Origin of the sequence: Syntrophaceticus schinkii (assembly GCF_000946815.1) — a bacterium.
GTDB lineage: Bacteria > Bacillota > DSM-12270 > Thermacetogeniales > Thermacetogeniaceae > Syntrophaceticus > Syntrophaceticus schinkii.
Genome location: NZ_CDRZ01000258.1, coordinates 1 through 16719, shown reverse-complemented (window position 1 = coordinate 16719; position 16719 = coordinate 1). Strand labels below are relative to the sequence as shown.

12 protein-coding genes, 1 tRNA gene, 1 other RNA gene and 1 pseudogene are annotated in these 16719 nt (G+C 48.0%); 13 read left to right on the top strand and 2 right to left on the bottom strand.

Annotated elements, in window-relative coordinates; genetic code table 11:
* Positions 1-57: 57 nt before the first annotated feature.
* Positions 58-829, top strand: a pseudogene (uppP, locus tag SSCH_RS11795) (undecaprenyl-diphosphatase UppP).
* A 150-nt stretch (positions 830-979) separates the two neighbouring features.
* Here the strand turns inward: uppP and SSCH_RS11790 are convergent.
* Positions 980-1963, bottom strand: coding sequence for a hypothetical protein (locus tag SSCH_RS11790; protein WP_044665633.1), 984 nt, complete (start codon positions 1961-1963; stop codon positions 980-982).
* Between the two features lie 451 nt (positions 1964-2414).
* Here SSCH_RS11790 and SSCH_RS11785 point away from each other — a divergent pair.
* The 9 genes from SSCH_RS11785 to rnpB all read left to right on the top strand — a co-directional run bounded on the left by SSCH_RS11785 (position 2415) and on the right by rnpB (position 13178).
* Positions 2415-2492, top strand: a tRNA-Pro gene (locus tag SSCH_RS11785).
* Positions 2493-3152: 660 nt separating this feature from the next.
* Positions 3153-6662, top strand: coding sequence for a DNA polymerase III subunit alpha (locus tag SSCH_RS11780; protein WP_232294417.1), 3510 nt, complete (start codon positions 3153-3155; stop codon positions 6660-6662).
* A gap of 376 nt (positions 6663-7038) precedes the next feature.
* Positions 7039-7272, top strand: coding sequence for a trp RNA-binding attenuation protein MtrB (gene mtrB / locus SSCH_RS11775; RefSeq protein ID WP_044665631.1), 234 nt, complete (start codon positions 7039-7041; stop codon positions 7270-7272).
* 90 nt (positions 7273-7362) lie between these two features.
* Positions 7363-7563 carry a DUF2007 domain-containing protein gene (locus SSCH_RS11770; protein WP_044665630.1) on the top strand — a complete coding sequence of 67 codons (201 nt, stop codon included), beginning with the start codon at positions 7363-7365 and terminating at the stop codon, positions 7561-7563.
* Positions 7564-7867: 304 nt separating this feature from the next.
* The gene (pfkA, locus tag SSCH_RS11765; RefSeq protein ID WP_269746197.1) at positions 7868-8836 is read left to right on the top strand and encodes a 6-phosphofructokinase; all 969 of its coding nucleotides are present in this window, start codon (positions 7868-7870) and stop codon (positions 8834-8836) included.
* A gap of 16 nt (positions 8837-8852) precedes the next feature.
* Complete coding sequence (pyk, locus tag SSCH_RS11760; protein WP_044665629.1) at positions 8853-10604, top strand: pyruvate kinase; 1752 nt, start codon at positions 8853-8855, stop codon at positions 10602-10604.
* A gap of 138 nt (positions 10605-10742) precedes the next feature.
* A complete protein-coding gene (locus SSCH_RS11755; RefSeq protein WP_044665628.1) occupies positions 10743-11501 on the top strand; it encodes an ABC transporter ATP-binding protein in 759 nt (252 codons plus the stop codon).
* Positions 11502-11513: 12 nt separating this feature from the next.
* Positions 11514-12731 carry a SufB/SufD family protein gene (locus tag SSCH_RS11750; RefSeq protein ID WP_044665627.1) on the top strand — a complete coding sequence of 406 codons (1218 nt, stop codon included), beginning with the start codon at positions 11514-11516 and terminating at the stop codon, positions 12729-12731.
* Between the two features lie 79 nt (positions 12732-12810).
* An RNA gene (gene rnpB, locus SSCH_RS16890) (RNase P RNA component class A) lies at positions 12811-13178 on the top strand.
* Between the two features lie 178 nt (positions 13179-13356).
* On the opposite strand, the gene SSCH_RS11740 is transcribed toward rnpB, so the two are convergent.
* Entirely contained in the window at positions 13357-14439 is a 1083-nt protein-coding gene (locus SSCH_RS11740) for a DUF763 domain-containing protein (protein ID WP_044665625.1), read from the bottom strand.
* Positions 14440-14725: 286 nt separating this feature from the next.
* Between SSCH_RS11740 and SSCH_RS11735 the strand changes: the two genes are divergently transcribed.
* From SSCH_RS11735 to SSCH_RS19450, 3 genes are all read left to right on the top strand, one after another.
* Entirely contained in the window at positions 14726-15592 is an 867-nt protein-coding gene (locus SSCH_RS11735; protein ID WP_052835602.1) for a selenium metabolism-associated LysR family transcriptional regulator, read from the top strand.
* A gap of 259 nt (positions 15593-15851) precedes the next feature.
* Complete coding sequence (locus SSCH_RS11730; RefSeq protein WP_052835601.1) at positions 15852-16502, top strand: aminotransferase class V-fold PLP-dependent enzyme; 651 nt, start codon at positions 15852-15854, stop codon at positions 16500-16502.
* A gap of 47 nt (positions 16503-16549) precedes the next feature.
* Positions 16550-16705 carry a hypothetical protein gene (locus tag SSCH_RS19450; protein ID WP_198142429.1) on the top strand — a complete coding sequence of 52 codons (156 nt, stop codon included), beginning with the start codon at positions 16550-16552 and terminating at the stop codon, positions 16703-16705.
* Positions 16706-16719 lie beyond the last annotated feature (14 nt).

Below are 16719 nucleotides of genomic sequence, written 5' to 3'. Positions count from 1 at the left end.
TGTGAATAGACAAGTTGATAGGAGGTAGTTTTTGTGACAATCTGGCAGGCTGTGGTGATGGGCATTGTGCAGGGTCTTGGGGAGTTTTTGCCCATCTCCAGTTCGGCGCACCTGGTGTTGGTGCCATGGCTTTTTCGGTGGCACGATCCGGGACTGACATTTGATATTGCTCTTCATCTTGGAACACTGGTTGCTGTGATCGCTTATTTTTGGAGAGACTGGGTTGATTTAATCAGGGGGGGGGCTTCGCGGCACCAAAACCACAGAGGGACGTCTCTTCTGGTATCTGGTGATAGCAACGATACCAGGTGCCTTGATCGGTTTTCTACTGGAAGAAAAAGCAGAGACGGTTTTTCGCAACCCTGTCCTGATTGCGACCATGCTGATCCTGCTGGGTGTGATCCTTTATTGGGCTGACCGCAGGGGAAGGAAACTGACTGATGTAAAGAAGATCAGCCTGGGGCAGAGTCTGCTGATCGGTGTTTCCCAGGCTTTGGCCATTATTCCAGGTGTCTCCCGCTCTGGAATCACCATGACTACAGGACTGCTTTTCGGCCTTACCCGTGAGGGTGCAGCACGCTTTTCCTTTCTTCTGTCAGCACCGGTCATCTTCGGGGCTGGCCTGATCAAGCTGCCTGATATCATAGCAAACCCGGGTATGGTAAATGCCTCTTTTTTGATCGGAATACTCGTTTCTGCCATCGCCGGGGTAGCCAGCATCGGCTTCCTTTTAAGATATGTGCAGACGAAAAATTATCTTCCTTTTGTCTGGTACCGATTTTTGCTTGGCGCGGTGGTGCTGGTAGTGGCATTGGTACGCCTGGTGTAGACTGAACGATGAAATAATTAAGGGCACTTAGGTAAAATCCGGGGTGTCCTTTTTCATTTAGAAAAGGTGGTTTAAACTTCATGAAATGTAGAGGGCTTAGTGTCGAGTGCGATAAAACAATAAAGCAACCTGGCCCCTAATTTGGGCCACTTATTTTATGCGCATGATGTATTCTGGTCGCTGTGGTTGGCTGAGTTCTTTGTCCAGGGGTAGGTCTCTTTTGATTTCATTGTGGATGTGTTTTGTAAAGCCTGCTATGGCGAAATCAGCACCCCTGCCTGGATAAAGCTCTACATCGAAGTTGTGAAAGTAGTCCTTCCAGATCTTGAGTGGGAGGTCACTGCACTCTGCTCTGCTCAGCCTAACAGTCACAGTTTCACAGTCGAAGGCACATCCCAATATAAGCAGGGGAAGACATAAAATTGCTATCCGCGGGTAGCACCAATATGGATTAATTGAAATATGATTTGAGTCAGAGATATTTATGTAAGAGGGAGAAGTGTTTTCCTGTGTAGTTATCAGGGATTGTTCAATCTGTTCACTGATCCTGTCAATTACATTTGGGTATACAAGCCGATCACCGGGCAGTATGGTTACACCACTGCCACGCAGGTAAGAGGTGCGACGGAAGTCCGGAAGTGGCTGTAGAATTTGGGAGATAATTTCCTGTCTGATTTGATAGATCAAATCCTGGGGCAGTGGGCGTTTCAGCAGGCGCATACTGGAAGCGTTAGGTACAATAACAGGAAGAAACCAGCCAAAAAGAAGAGCTTTAAGGGATTCGTCCTTTAATATATAGTGCTGCAGTGGATGACGCGCACGGATATTTTCCAGGTGCTTGGGGTTTTGGGCAACCCATAGTGCCCAGGAGGCATGTTTGTCGCGGTAATAGCGACGGATCGGGTTTTTTTTCAGCCAGTCGGAATAGTCATGTTTATCGAAGGGTACCAGGACAATCCAGGCACCAAAGTGTTCTTCCTGCCACTGCTGGAACTCCCGCTGGCGAGCTAATAAAAAATCTTTATATTCATTTAGGCCACCACCCCAAAGATCCTCGAAATCTTCAGAGCTATAAACGATATAGATAAGCAGTTGTCCATCGCAAATAAAACCTGTTTTTTCTTTTGATACCAAAAAAAGCACCTCCCTTTATCATTATAGCGAAGGTGAGATCAGTAAGCTGTCCATTCCTGTCGATGTTCATAACAAATAACGTCACAAAACAGGATGTTTTGTAGTACATCTTAATATCTGTAAAAACCTTTATATATAATCTTGTAATAGTACTGATATAGATATGGCCTTGCGGTAAATGACATATTTTACCTTTCAATCCTGCTAAGTCGTGTGGCCGAGTTGGTAAACATGTAAAACATGGTCAGGTAGGTTCTTGGTGATGAGAAATATGTTAAAAGTCATCAGCAGTGGAAGATGATATATACAAATATACAAGTTCGCCAAAATGGTGACAGGTACCTGGGATGTACCTTGTACTCGGTAAATACTTTTGTGCGTCAGCAGTGAACGGCTCAAGGTGTGCTTGACTGGTTTGATGAAAAGAAGTAAAATAGATTTCAGCAGAGCTCGGGATGTAGCTCAGTTTGGCTAGAGCGCACGGTTCGGGACCGTGAGGCCGCTGGTTCAAATCCAGTCATCCCGACCATTTTTAATATTATCGCATCTTCGACCTTCGACATTTTTTTGTTCAAGAGAAGGTTTTATTTTTTTAGCGGTATTATCAGAGGGATAGAAAAAGGAGAATAGCCTGCTGCCTCCTAACCCTCGACCCCGGGAATGTAGGGTATTATCAGATGATGAAAAAAAAGAAGAGGCCGGTGTCAGATGAATTCAGATGAATTCAGATGGATTTGGATGAATTCAGATTCAGATAATGAGAGGTGTTGAGACCAATCCCAAACAGAGATCCATTCCAATGGGTCCTCCCCTTCCAACATCTCACCTGCTGTCTTAAACCACCGGGGGAAACTTGTATCACCAGGAAGCTTATGTTAAACTGTTGGCAGAATTATAGCGCTTCATTTTGAAGGGGGATCTTACTTCTCCCCATCTGTGGTGATATGATGACCAGACTTGGCCCACCTCAAAAAGACGGGACAGAAACCCCTGGAGTATATTAATAACTTTCTTAAACTGGGGTGTACAGGTAGAACCGGTGTTTGAATCCCCCTAGAGTTGCTCAATTTCCTTAAACCGGGGCGCGCAGGCAGAACCGGAACCTGTTGAATTCCCCTGGAGTTGATCAATAACTTCCTTGAACATGTTCTTGTATTTCTAGCTGCGTTTACAGGTATTTTCTTCATGAATGGAGCGAACTAAGATGACCGCGGATTTTGTTCACCTACATGTACACAGTGAATACAGCCTGCTGGATGGGGCATCCCGACTTCAGAATCTGGTACAGATGGCAGTTGAATATGAGATGCCTTCCATCGCTCTTACAGACCACGGTGTGATGTACGGTGTGATCGATTTTTATAAACTGGCGAAAAAGGCGGGTATTAACCCGGTGCTGGGTTGTGAAGTATATATGGCACCGCGCACCCGTTTTGATAAAGAGGCCCACATCGATGATACCCTCAATCACCTGGTACTCCTGGCTGAAAATGAACAAGGATATAAGAATTTGCTCTCTATTGTATCCAATGCCTACCTGGATGGTTTCTACTATAAGCCCAGGGCTGACAGAGAACTTTTAGCACAGAATAATAAAGGGATTATTGCTTTAAGTGCTTGTATGGCCGGGGAGATCCCAAGGTTAATCCTCGATGGGGATTATGAAAAAGCCAGAAATGTCGCCTGTGAGTACAGGGAGATCTTCGGTAGGGATAATTATTTCCTGGAGATGATGGATCACCATTTGCCTGAACAGCGGATGGTCAATGAGGCTCTGCGAAAGCTCTCACAGGAGACGGGAATACCGCTTGTTGTTACCAATGACGCCCACTATCTGCGGAGAGAGGATGCCCGCATCCATGATGTTCTGCTCTGCATCCAGACAGGAAAGACACTACAAGATGAAAACCGCCTCCGCTTCACCGGACAGGAGTTTTATCTGAAGTCACCACAGGAGATGGCCTCCCTGTTCCCCAATGACCTGGATGCCCTGAGGAGAACAAGAGAGATTGCTGACCGCTGTCATGTGGAGTTTGATTTCAGCGAGATGCACCTGCCGGAATTTCAGGTTCCTGCTGAGTATGATTTGGATTCTTACCTGAGAAAGCTTTGTGAAGAAGGGATCTCCAAAAGGTATCCCGATGGAGTGTCACAAGAGGCCAAAGAGAGGCTGGCCTATGAACTGCGAGTTATTCAGCATATGGGCTTTTCCGGTTACTTTTTAATCGTTCAGGATTTTGTCAACTGGGCGCGCACACGTGAGGTTCCAGTGGGTCCTGGTCGCGGTTCCGCGGCGGGTTCACTTGTAGCATACTCACTGGGGATCACCAATATTGACCCATTAAAATATGGGCTTCTCTTTGAGCGTTTTCTCAACCCCGACCGTGTCAGCATGCCTGATATCGATATCGACTTCTGTTATGAGCGCCGTGAGGAAGTGATCGATTATGTGATCTCCAAATATGGGGATGACCATGTGGCTCAGATCATTACCTTTGGAACCATGATGGCCCGGGCAGCGATCAGGGATGTTGGGCGTGTCTTAAACCTTCCCCTGTCAGAGGTGGATCGGATTGCCAAACTCGTTCCCGAAGAATTAGGGGTCACATTGGAGAAGGCCGTCCAGACCCCGGAGCTCAAGCAGCTTTATGATAGTGACCCAGAGGTAAAACAGCTCCTGGATCTCGCCCAGGGTATTGAAGGGATGCCACGACATGCTTCAACACATGCTGCCGGGATTGTGATTTCCAGTGAACCCCTGGTAAATTTTTTACCCCTCCAGAAGAATGGGGGTGCACTGATTACCCAGTTTCCTAAAGAGACCGTAGAGGAGATTGGCCTGTTAAAAATGGATTTCCTGGGGCTGCGCACACTCACTGTGATCGGGGATGCCTTGCAGACCATTGAGTCTCAGTATCAAGAAAGACTGGATCCGGATCACTTTCCCCTGGATGACAAACAAACCTATGAGCTGTTATCCTCCGGGGAAACAAGTGGTGTTTTTCAGCTGGAAAGCACAGGGATGCGTCATATCTTGAAGAATATGAAACCGCAGCGGTTTGAAGACCTCATCGCTTTGGTAGCGCTTTACCGTCCAGGTCCCCTGGGGAGTGGAATGGTAGATGACTTTATCAGCAGAAAAAACGGTGAAACCAGGGTAGAGTATCCACACCCTGCCCTGGAAGCCATTTTGAAAGAAACATATGGAGTAATTCTTTATCAGGAGCAGGTAATGCAGATCTCCTGTGATCTGGCGGGGTTCTCCATGGCAGAGGCCGATTCCCTGCGCAGAGCTATGGGGAAGAAAAAACCGGAAGTGCTGTCAGCAATGAAGGAGAACTTCCTTAACGGTTCTCGGGAACACGATGTGGATTCCCGGAAGGCAGCGGAGATCTTTGAGCTGATGGAGCACTTTGCCGGTTACGGTTTCAATAAAAGCCATTCTGCTGCTTATGCCTTTATCGCTTACCAGACCGCCTACTTGAAGGCACACTATCCTGTGGCCTTTATGGCAGCTATGCTGACAAGCTTTCGGAACAATTCGGACAAGGTCTCTTATTATATCCAGGAGTGCCGCAGGTTGAAGATTGAGATTTTGCCTCCTGATGTGAACGAGTCTCTGGAGAACTTCACAGTTGTAGGAGATAAATATATTAGATTTGGGCTTGCTGCGGTCAAGAATGTGGGTGAGGGGGCTGTTCAGGCGATCATTGCTGCCAGAAAACAGGGGGGTTCCTTCCAGTCACTGGATGATTTTTGCCAGCGAGTGGATCTGCGACAGGTAAATAAACGGGTGATAGAAAGTCTGATTCTGTGCGGGGCTTTCAGTTCATTGGGGGCTTTCAGGTCTCAGCTGATGGCAGTGCTCGATGAATGCATAGAAAATGCACAGGCAGATAAGAAAGATAAAGAATCCCAGTTATCCGGGCAGGTATCCCTTTTTGACATCTTTGAAGAACCACAGCAACAGCAAGTTCAGCAGAACCTGCCGTCGATTGATGAATACCCCAAACAGGAACTCCTGGCCCGGGAGAAAGAGGTCTTAGGTTTTTATGTCAGCGGCCACCCGCTGGATGGCTATGAGCATATCCTGGCCAAGAGGGCAAAAACCAGGATTGCAGAACTGGGTAGATATAGAGATAGGGCGCGGGTCAGGGTAGGGGGTATGGCTACTTCATGCAGGCGCGGTACTACGAAACGGGGTAATGGGGTAATCTATTTTACATTGGAGGATAAAGGGGGAAGTGTGGATGTCATCTTCTTCCCACCCAAAAATCCGGAGGATATTTCCTGTCTGCGGGAGGATGCCCTGATCCTTGTTGATGGGCGTGTCAGCATCCAGGATGATTCCTGCCGGATCTTCGGAGAGGGTGTAAAACCCCTGGTGCCGGGGCATGTGGAACCCGACTGCTTTCTTTATATCAGAATTAACTCATATGCATTTATTACACCTGAGGTTCTGGAAAAACTGCGTGAGCTTCTTGTGCAGTACCGCGGAGTAAATCCGATCCTGTTTTATTTTGTTGAAGAGGAGACATTGATCCAGGCTGGCCGATCCTTTGGAGTAGATAAAGTACCAGGGCTTATCTACCTGGTTGAGGAGTTATGTGGGCCGGGTTCGTGTTATTATCTTGATAAGGATTCCGAATTCTTGACCAAACTATTAGAAGAAGATAGGGAAATAGTAGTTAGTAGTTAGTAAGTTAGTCCATTGGTCGTTAGTCGTTGGTCGTTGGTTTCTGTGTATTTCCGCACGTGCAAGGGGGTCAGTTTAGTGGTTAATCGTCGGAGAAGTCAAAAGATTGCTTTGTTCATTAAAAAGGGGTGGCCACAAAAACCTTACGCTGATACGCAAACAGTTCCCTCTTACCCCTCAGACTTCAGACCTCAGGCTTCCGACTTCTGTATTTCAGGTTGGTCGTTGGAAATACTTTTGTGAATTACTCTAAATACCATAGAGTAACTTTGGATTAAGCGGCCTGGTTTACCCGGGACGGTATCTTATACAACGGGAAACAGTTTTCAGAGTTAAGGGCTAAGTATTTTTCATTATAAAGAAGAAGGGGGTTTGTCGTATGGATGTTCGTAATGTTGTGCAGGCTGAATATATAGCGATCAAGGCTCTGGAAAATGGGGTAACAATTATAGGGCTCACCCGCGGGAAGGACACCAAGTTTCACCATACTGAGAAGCTTGACCAGGGTGAAGTGATGATCGCACAGTTTACTGAAGACACATCAGCGATCAAGGTGCGTGGCCGTGCTGTTATCTACACCAGGCATGGAACAATTGACACTGAAGTCAAGTGATTTATTTGCCAGGGTCAAAAAGAAGGAATCTTTTCATAGCAGGGCGAACTGATTAACCGCAAGAATTTTGGAAGGGGGGAACCAAAATTCATGTGGACAGTAGTTTATATTGCGTCTAATCTGGCGCGCGCCGAGTCACTAAAAGAAATATTAATAGCTGAGGGTTTGATGGTTACACTTCGTCCTACCGGTTTTCCCCATTCTAGAAATGGGGGGGCGGTAGAAATCCTGGTGCCGGAGTTAGAAGCAGAGGAAGCACATGAGATTTTAGCCGGCATGGTTGTAATCTGATCAAAGAAGACGAACTTGTAATGCCTGGCATCCTTCTAATGAAGCTGAATCCCACGAGTTTAGCCGTGGGAGCATTTCAAAATGGGCATCATGGTATCTTATATCCTGAGTAAAAGAGGACACACTGCATGTAGTACTACCTGCGGCAATTGATAACCGCAGGTATTTTATTAATGCTTATTGTCCATAGTAATTGGCATAGGCATCAAGATAGAAGGGGAAAATATCTTTATGATGTAAAATGTAGTTTTGGATCAGAAGAACCGTCTCCCTGATCCCTGATCCACAAAAAGGTGTGAGTTCTTTGCATAGAGTAAACCGAATCGGTGTGCTGACAAGCGGTGGTGATGCACCGGGCATGAACGCCGCTGTGAGAGCAATAGTACGGAAGGGGATCTATCACGGCCTGCAAGTTGTTGGAATCAGGAGAGGATTTTTGGGTCTGTTAAAGAAAGAGTTTGTCCGCTTTTCCCTGGGGTCTGTGGCTGACATTATTCACCGCGGGGGTACCTTCCTGCATACTGCGCGCTGTGAGGAGTTCAAAACAGAGCAGGGGCAGAGGGAGGCGTTAAAAAATTTGCAGGATGAAGGCATCGATGGGTTGGTTGTCATCGGTGGAGAGGGGTCGATGCACGGCGCCCTTGCACTGGCGGAATACGGAATGACAGTGGTTGGGATTCCGGCCACCATTGATAATGATCTTACAGGCACCGAGCTTTCTATCGGTTTTGACACAGCGGTAAATAATGTGGTGGATGCCATCAACAAAATACGAGATACAGCCACTTCACATGAGCGAGTTTTTATTATCGAAGTGATGGGTCGAAAAACAGGGCATATCGCCCTTTTTGCGGGTCTTTCCGGGGGTGCGGAATCGATTCTGATTCCTGAGGAACCCCTAAATATGGATGAAGTGATCTTTAAATTACAGAGAGGCATGAACCGCGGCAAACTCCACAGCATCATTGTTGTGGCAGAGGGTGCCACCGGTGGGATGGCTGTCGGTGAGGAGATCAGAAGAAGGACGGGACTTGAGACACGCATCACAATCCTCGGGCATCTACAGCGCGGGGGCATGCCAACTGCGATGGATCGGGTGCTGGCCAGCCGCATGGGGGCAAAAGCCGTAGATCTACTCAGAGAAGGTGTCAGCAAACAGATGGTGGGGATTATGGCACAACAACTGGTTGCTGTTGATCTGGAAGAAGTGCTGGATCAGAAAAGAGAATTGGACCGCAGCATCTGGGAACTGGCGGCAATTCTCGCTATTTAACAAAAGGAGGGCCTTGATGAGAAAAACGAAGATTGTGTGTACGATTGGGCCAACCAGTGATTCTTTAGAGATTATGAAAAACTTAATTGAAGCGGGCATGAATGTGGCACGCCTCAATTTTTCTCATGGTACTCATGAAGAGCATGAGGCGCGGATCAAGAGGCTGCGCCAGGCAGCCGCGGAAACACAGCAGGTACTGGCGATCATGCTGGACACCAAGGGGCCGGAGATTCGCACAGGGTATATGCAGGGGGATCGCATCACCTTAAAAGAAGGCTTACGTGTTATGGTGACCACTGAAGAGATTACTGGTGATGCAAATCGTTTTTCGATCAACAACAGCCAACTTCCGCGCGCTGTAGCTCCAGGTGACACCATCATGATTGCCGATGGAATGCTGCACCTGGAAGTGGTCTCTTCAACTGATACAGAGATCGAGTGTAAGGTTATTATTGGGGGAGAACTGGGGAATCAGAAAAATGTCAATGTCCCAGGTGTTACTTTGGATCTGCCTGCACTGACTGAAAAAGATATCAAAGACATCCATTTCGGCATTGATCAGGGCGTTGATCTGATTGCTGCCTCCTTTGTCCGGAGAGCCAGTGATGTTTTGGCAATCAGGCGTATCCTGGAATCTCGGGAGGCTGACATTCATATTATCTCCAAGATTGAAAATGAGGAAGGAGTCAACAATCTTGAGGAGATAATCAAGGTTTCCAATGGGATCATGGTAGCCAGGGGTGATATGGGTGTTGTTATCCCAGCTCAAGAGGTTCCTCTTATCCAGAAGAAAATTATCGAAAAGTGCAATCGTGTGGGGAAGCCGGTTGTTACTGCCACCCAGATGCTCGATTCTATGATCCGCAACCCGCGTCCCACCAGGGCTGAGGCAAGTGATGTGGCCAATGCTATCTTTGATGGCACAGATGCCGTCATGCTTTCCGGTGAGACAGCAGCAGGTAAATACCCTCTGGAAGCCGTCAGGATGATGGCCAGGATTGCAGAGCGAGCAGAAGAAGCACTTGATTACAAGAGCCTGCTTCTAAAAAGGACAGCGGAAATGCCGCGTACAACCACTGATGCCATCAGTCATGCAACCTGTACAATTGCTCAGGATCTGGGGGCTGCTGCAATTATCACTTCCACAAAATCAGGTTTTACTGCAAGGATGGTCTCCAAATACAGACCAAAGGCACCCATTATCGCCGTCAGCCCAGATGAGAGGGTAATCAGGAAACTGTGTCTTGTTTGGGGGGTACGGCCACTGGGTGTAGCGGAGATTCAGAGCACAGATGAGATGATTAAACAGGCAGTGGATACCAGCCTGGCTGAAGGGATGATCAAGTGCGGTGATTTACTTGTGATCACCGCGGGTGTTCCCGTTGGGGTACCAGGCACCACCAACCTGATCAAAGTACATATTGTCGGTGAAGTGCTGGTCCGTGGGACTGGAATTGGGAACCGCGCCGTGATCGGCAAAGTAAGAATTTGCTCAACCCCGGAAGAGGCATTGGAAAAGGTGCGGACCGGGGATATTCTGGTTGCTGCCAGCACTGATCGGGATTTTGTTGCCGCTATCCAGAATGCGGGGGCGATTATTACCGAAGAAGGTGGCCTCACCTCTCATGCTGCAATTGTCGGCTTAAATCTGGGTATTCCTGCTGTAGTAGGTGTTGATGGGGCAACCAAGCTATTAAAGGATGGCGGTACGATAACTGTGGACAGTATGAGGGGTTTAATTTACAGGGGTGCAACAACTGTGCTTTAGTAGTTTATTCATTGGAGATTTTCCCCCGATCTCGTTATAATAGAGATCGGGGTTTTTTAGCTTAGAGAAGGTTTTTCGGCAATAATAACGAATTTTATCTTTGTAGATAGTTTAGATTATGAAATGAGGGAGGCAGCGATGCTTAGAGTAGAGGATCTTCATGTGGCAGTGGGGGATAAACCTATTTTAAAAGGAGTAAACCTTCATATAAAACCGGGGGAAACCCATGTGCTCTTTGGCCCCAATGGGTCAGGCAAGTCCACCCTGTTAGGAGCCATCATGGGTTTTGCAAGATTTGAGGTAACAAGTGGAAGAATCCTGTTTAAAGGAGAGGATATTACCTCCTTATCAGTCCATGAACGGGCAAAAATGGGGATCGGGATTGCCTTTCAGCGCCCTCCTGTACTGAGGGGAGTGTCACTGGGTGATCTCTTGAAGGCTACCGGGCCGGAAGATAATGATATTGATCAAATGGCCGAACCCCTGCGCCTGAAATCTTTCCTGGAGCGGGATGTCAATTACGGTTTCTCCGGCGGAGAGGTTAAGCGTTCTGAAATGCTGCAGCTTCTGGTACAGAACCCTAATTTTGTACTGCTGGATGAACCTGAATCAGGGGTTGACCTGGAAAATATCGCACTGATCGGACAGGCTGTCAATCAACTGCTGCAGAAGGGGGAATTTCCCGGCAATGAACGCTGTCATCGGGAGATAAGGGAAGGGCGCAACAAAGCAGGCCTCATTATTACCCACACCGGATATATTCTTGACTATGTTCCCGCGGATCTGGGGCATGTGCTTTATGATGGCCAGCTTTCATGCAGTGGATTTAACCCACAGGAACTGCTGGGCTGTATTCATAAATACGGATATGCTCACTGTACCCGTTGTTTAGCATAAGGAGGTAATGAAATGCAGGATCAATTACGCCGCAAAGCACAGCAGGCATTGAATAAAAAAGCTTCCCTGGGAGAGGAAATAGATCTGGATCAATTTAGTGCCGGGGGAAAGGAACACCCGTATCTGAATAAGCTGGAGGAGCTTGCAGAGGAAGATAAAGAGGATATGCTGATCGCCGGGGTGGATACCTCAGAGAAGGAGAGGACAGGCAGTTTTATTTTAGAAGACAATACTGTGGTTCACGCCAGCGTTTTTCAGGAAGGGCTGGAGGTTTTGGGAACTGCAGACGCTCTGGAAAAATATGATTGGCTTCAAGACTACTACTGGAATCTGGTAGAGATCGATACAGATAAGTATACGGCAAAAGCAGGGTTGGAGGGGGAAGGCGGCTACTTCATCCGTGCACTGCCGGGGGTAAAAGCTGTCTATCCTATCCAGGCATGTATGTTCATCGCTCAGGAAGGATTACTGCAGAGTGCCCACAATATTATTATCGCCGAAGAGGGAGCAGATCTTCACCTGATTACAGGGTGTACTACAGGACGCCATATCGGTTCCGGTATGCATATCGGGATCACGGAAATTTATGTTAAGAAAAATGCCAAACTCAGCTTTACAATGGTGCACAACTGGGGTGAGGAAGTTGTTGTGCGGCCGCGCACTGTGTCGGTTGTTGAGGATGGCGGCACCTATCTGTCCAACTACATCAGTATGACTCCGGTGAGGACTGTGCAGATGTATCCCACCACCTATTTGAAGGGAAAGAACAGTGTGGCCAGGTACCATTCCATCATAGTGGGGTACCCCAATTCCAATTTAGATGTGGGATCCCGGGTGGTCTTGCAGGGTGAAGACAGCAAGGCTGAAATCATCGCCAGGTCTCTGACCAGGGGCGGACGGATCGTCAACCGCGGCCACCTGGTGGGTGAACAGGTGGGAGTGAAAGGGCACCTGGAGTGCCAGGGTTTGATGCTCTCCCCGGAGGGAGTTATCTATGCTGTTCCTGAACTGGAAGCGCGGGTGGATGGTGTGGACCTCTCTCATGAGGCTGCAGTAGGCAAGATCGCCCAGGAGGAGATCGAATACCTCATGGCCCGCGGCTTTTCCGAAGAAGAAGCCACAGCCATGATCGTGCGGGGCTTCTTGAATGTGAAGATCATGGGCCTGCCTGAAGAGCTGGAAGCAGAAGTGCAGAAGGCCATCGAACTCAGTGATCAGTCTTCCATGTAGAGGAAAGTTGCACAAATTTGCATATAGGGCAGGATGGTGTTATAATCGTTAAGCCATTAAAGAATTGAATAAAGAAAGGCAAGCAGTCTGGGTGATTGCGCGTAACAGATGCCGAAAGGCAGTGCGTGAGGAAAGTCCGGGCTCCACAGGGCAGGGTGCTGGGTAACACCCAGTGGGGGTGACCCCAAGGAATAGTGCCACAGAAATGAAAACCGCCCAGCGGTGCTGGGTAAGGGTGCAACGGTACGGTAAGAGCGCACCGGCGGTCAGGTGACTGGCCGGCCAGGTAAACCCCACCTGGAGCAAGACCGAATAGGGAGGCATTGAAGCTGCCCGCTTCGCCTCCGGGTAGGTTGCTAGAGGCCCCGGGTAACCAGGGTCCCAGACAGATGATCACCACCTTCGGTAACGAAGGCACAGAACCCGGCTTATAGGACTGCTTGCTGTTGGGATAACAACCAGGTATCTTACAGGGGTACCTGGTTTTGTTATTGAGAGATCGGGGGGACGATGACTCGTGATCTCTTTTAGAGATCAGGGGGACAGTTCTCCTGATCCATTTCTACTGCTGCCGGTGACGGCAGGTATCTCCATTGTTGTTGGAATGTCATGTTTCTGGACATTGCTAACGGTTTATTGAATTCTCAATAAACCGCAGTCTTTTAAAGGCATTGAGCTTTTCTTCTCTCCCTAACTTAGCCTCTTTGATGGCCTGCTCCAGAATAGATATAGACTGATCGTAAACGTTTTTGTCGACCGGGTATGGGTAACCATCTTTTCCTCCGTGGGCAAAGCTGTATTTTGCCGGGTCATCATAACTGGGGCGTGCCCCGTAAGCCAGCTCTGAGATCAAGGAAAGGGCGCGGATGCTTTTGGGGCCGATTCCTGAAATGGACAGCACTCCTTCAAAATTAGCAGGCTGCTGTTCGTATGTTTTTATCAGGATTCGTTCCAAATTTTTAGGCTGGATGTCTCTCTCGTCCAGGGAATGCCGTGAGGGGAGCACCAGCTTCTTGTATTCTTTTGCAATCTCACCAGGCTTGGCGCAGCTTAGTGAGGCGATTGTTTGGCGAGTGTTTGAGCTTGTCCGGTCCACCAGGTTCAGGACCTCTTTTTCTTGATGGTCACAGCAGATGGCGTTCTGCGGTTCGTAAACAAAATCATCCACCCGGCTTCCCAGCCAGTGGTAGCGGCGGGCACGCCTGCTGCCGGTGTTCATTCCCTGCTGAACTACAGCCCAATCCCCTTTGCCGGTAAAAATAAAGGTATGATGATAGAGCTGGTAGCCATCCTGGACAGCTGTATTATCCACCTTGGCGCTCATTCTGCTGGCATAGACGAGTTTGTCAGGGTGTACCGCGAGGCCGTACTTATCGGCACAGGTAATAATGTCCTGGGGGGTTTTACGGGATGTTTTACCTTTTCCCCCAGCTATAAAGAGCCCAAGTTCCCTTTCGCACCCACGCAGCCCTTCCTTGAGGGCGCCACATACGGTTGTGGTCAGACCAGATGAGTGCCAGTCAAAGCCGAGCAGGCAACCCAGAGCCTGGAACCAGAAGGGATCAGCCAGTCTTTCCAGTACACCTGATGTACCCTCCTCCCGGGTCAGAATGATGAGCAGAGACCGACCCAGCTTAGTCATGCGCTGGAAAAGCCAGGGGGGGCAATGTCCCCCGTGTAAAGGGAGATCTACATATCCGGTGCGCATAGCAATCACCTCGTTTATTATTTTAAGTGATCATGCAGTGGCAGACAACTAATATAGTAGTTGGTCGTTGGTTCGAATTCGTTAGAAACTGAACAGCTCTGCTGTAATGGTCGTTTGTGAATGGTTAGTTAGTTGTTGCATTTCTCGGGTCTACTTTGATATTAAGAAAAACCTGTTCTTCAATGATAGAAAGGATTTTTTAATGGAAGGATAGAAATAAATAATAATCATGAAAGAAAGTGTGGTGTAGCTATGAACTTAACCTGGTTACAGACTTTTATACTTATTGTTGATAAAAAAAAGTCTTACAAAGGCAGCGCGGGTGCTGCATTTGACCCAACCCGCTGTGAGCAAACAACTCAATTCACTGGAGAAATATTATGGAACATCTTTGCTTCATCGGACGAGCCGGCATATGGAAGTTACGGAAGCCGGCAAAATGGTTTATGAATACAGCCAGCAGATCCTATCCAAAATTAACGAAAGTCTGGCTGATGTACAAGCCCTACAAAAAGATCTATACGGCAGTTTACTCCTGGGTGCCAGTTCAATTCCGGGGGAATATATACTGCCTGCTGCTCTCGGCCGTTTTCAAGCACTTCACTCTCAGGTTAAGGTAAAACTTGAGATAGCCGACAGTACAGAAATAGGTCAGCTGCTCCAGGATGGAAAAATTGAGGCGGGGATGATCGGAGTGATCCTAGAAAACCCTGTTCTGAAGCAGGAACATATTTTTGAAGATGAACTTGTCGTGATTGCATCCAGTCAACATCCATTAACCAAAAAGAAATCAATTGCTCTGGAAGATTTCCTTGAAGAGCGAGTGATATTTAGAGAAGCGGGTTCTGGAACACGACTTGTCATTGAGAATAAGTTAATAGAAAAAGGCATAGCTCCGGACAGTCTGAAAACGCGACTGGAATTGGGTAGTACAGAGGCTGTGATTAATGCTGTTGCAGCAGGACTGGGTATCTCTCTTGTATCCCGTTTTGCTGTGCAGAACCGGATCAAAGCGGGAGAAATTGCTGTACTGCCTATCGACGATCTGCCGCTGGAAAGAGGTCTTTATTTTATCACTCGGCGTGATCAGGTAATTAGCCCGCTGGTAGAGGCATTTTATAACTTTTTAAAAGATTATTTGCGTCCCTACTGAAAATAGAGGTCGGAGGTCGGAAATTATCAGGAACCGCTTCCTCTAATTCCGCAACATAACATGACTTCGGCCGCTGTTTTCATTATACTGATTACATAACAAAATGTTATCGATAATCTGGCAGGATATCAGGAATGGGTGCATAATATTTATATTAGGCAAATAAAACTATAACATATTGTTATAGATCTGCTTATTACCGGAAACAACCAAAGATGTGACTTGAAACTATATACAGTTTTAGATGGAGGACAAAACCATGGAAATTGGAGAGGAGATTTATCTGGACAATGCGGCTACTTCCTGGCCGAAGCCTGAATGTGTCTATCAGGCGGTAGAAAAGTTTAATCGCAGGATAGGGGCAAGCCCGGGGAGGGGGAGTCACAGCAGAACCGTAGCTGCAGGACAGATGCTGCTCCAAACACGGGAGGATCTGGCGGGGTTATTCAACATCGAGGACAGTTCACGCATCGTTTTTACAGGTAATGTCACAATAGCTATAAACATCGGGCTCAAAGGCCTTCTTAGACCAGGTGATCATGTTGTTACCAGCAGTATGGAACACAATGCTGTGGCCCGTCCACTTTACGCTCTCCAAGAGAAGGGTGTGGAAGTGACCACTGTCCAGTGTGCACCAGACGGCAGTCTTGATCCCTCTCAGATAGAGCAAGCGATCACAGAACGAACCCGCCTTGTCTGCCTGCTCCATGCATCAAATCTGACCGGTACCATTATGCCTATAGATGCTGTAGGAGAGATTGCCCACCGCAAAGGGGTTTTATTTATGGTGGATGCTGCGCAAACGGCGGGGGTGTTGCCGGTGGATGTGGAGAAGCAAAGGATCGATATCCTGGCCTTTACCGGGCATAAAGGGCTGCTGGGGCCCAGGGAACGGGTGGGCTATACATGAGGCCTGGGCTCGAGATCAGTTCTTTCATCGAAGGGGGGACCGGGTCTTTGTCAGAGCAGGTTTACCAGCCTGACTTTTTGCCCGATAAGTTTGAGAGCGGTACCCCTAACTACCCGTGGGATCGCCGGACTGGGGAGCAGGGGTTGACCTTTATCCGGAAAACAGGGATAGAGAATGTTCAGGAGGCACGAACAGGAGTTTGACAGGTGCTTCTGAT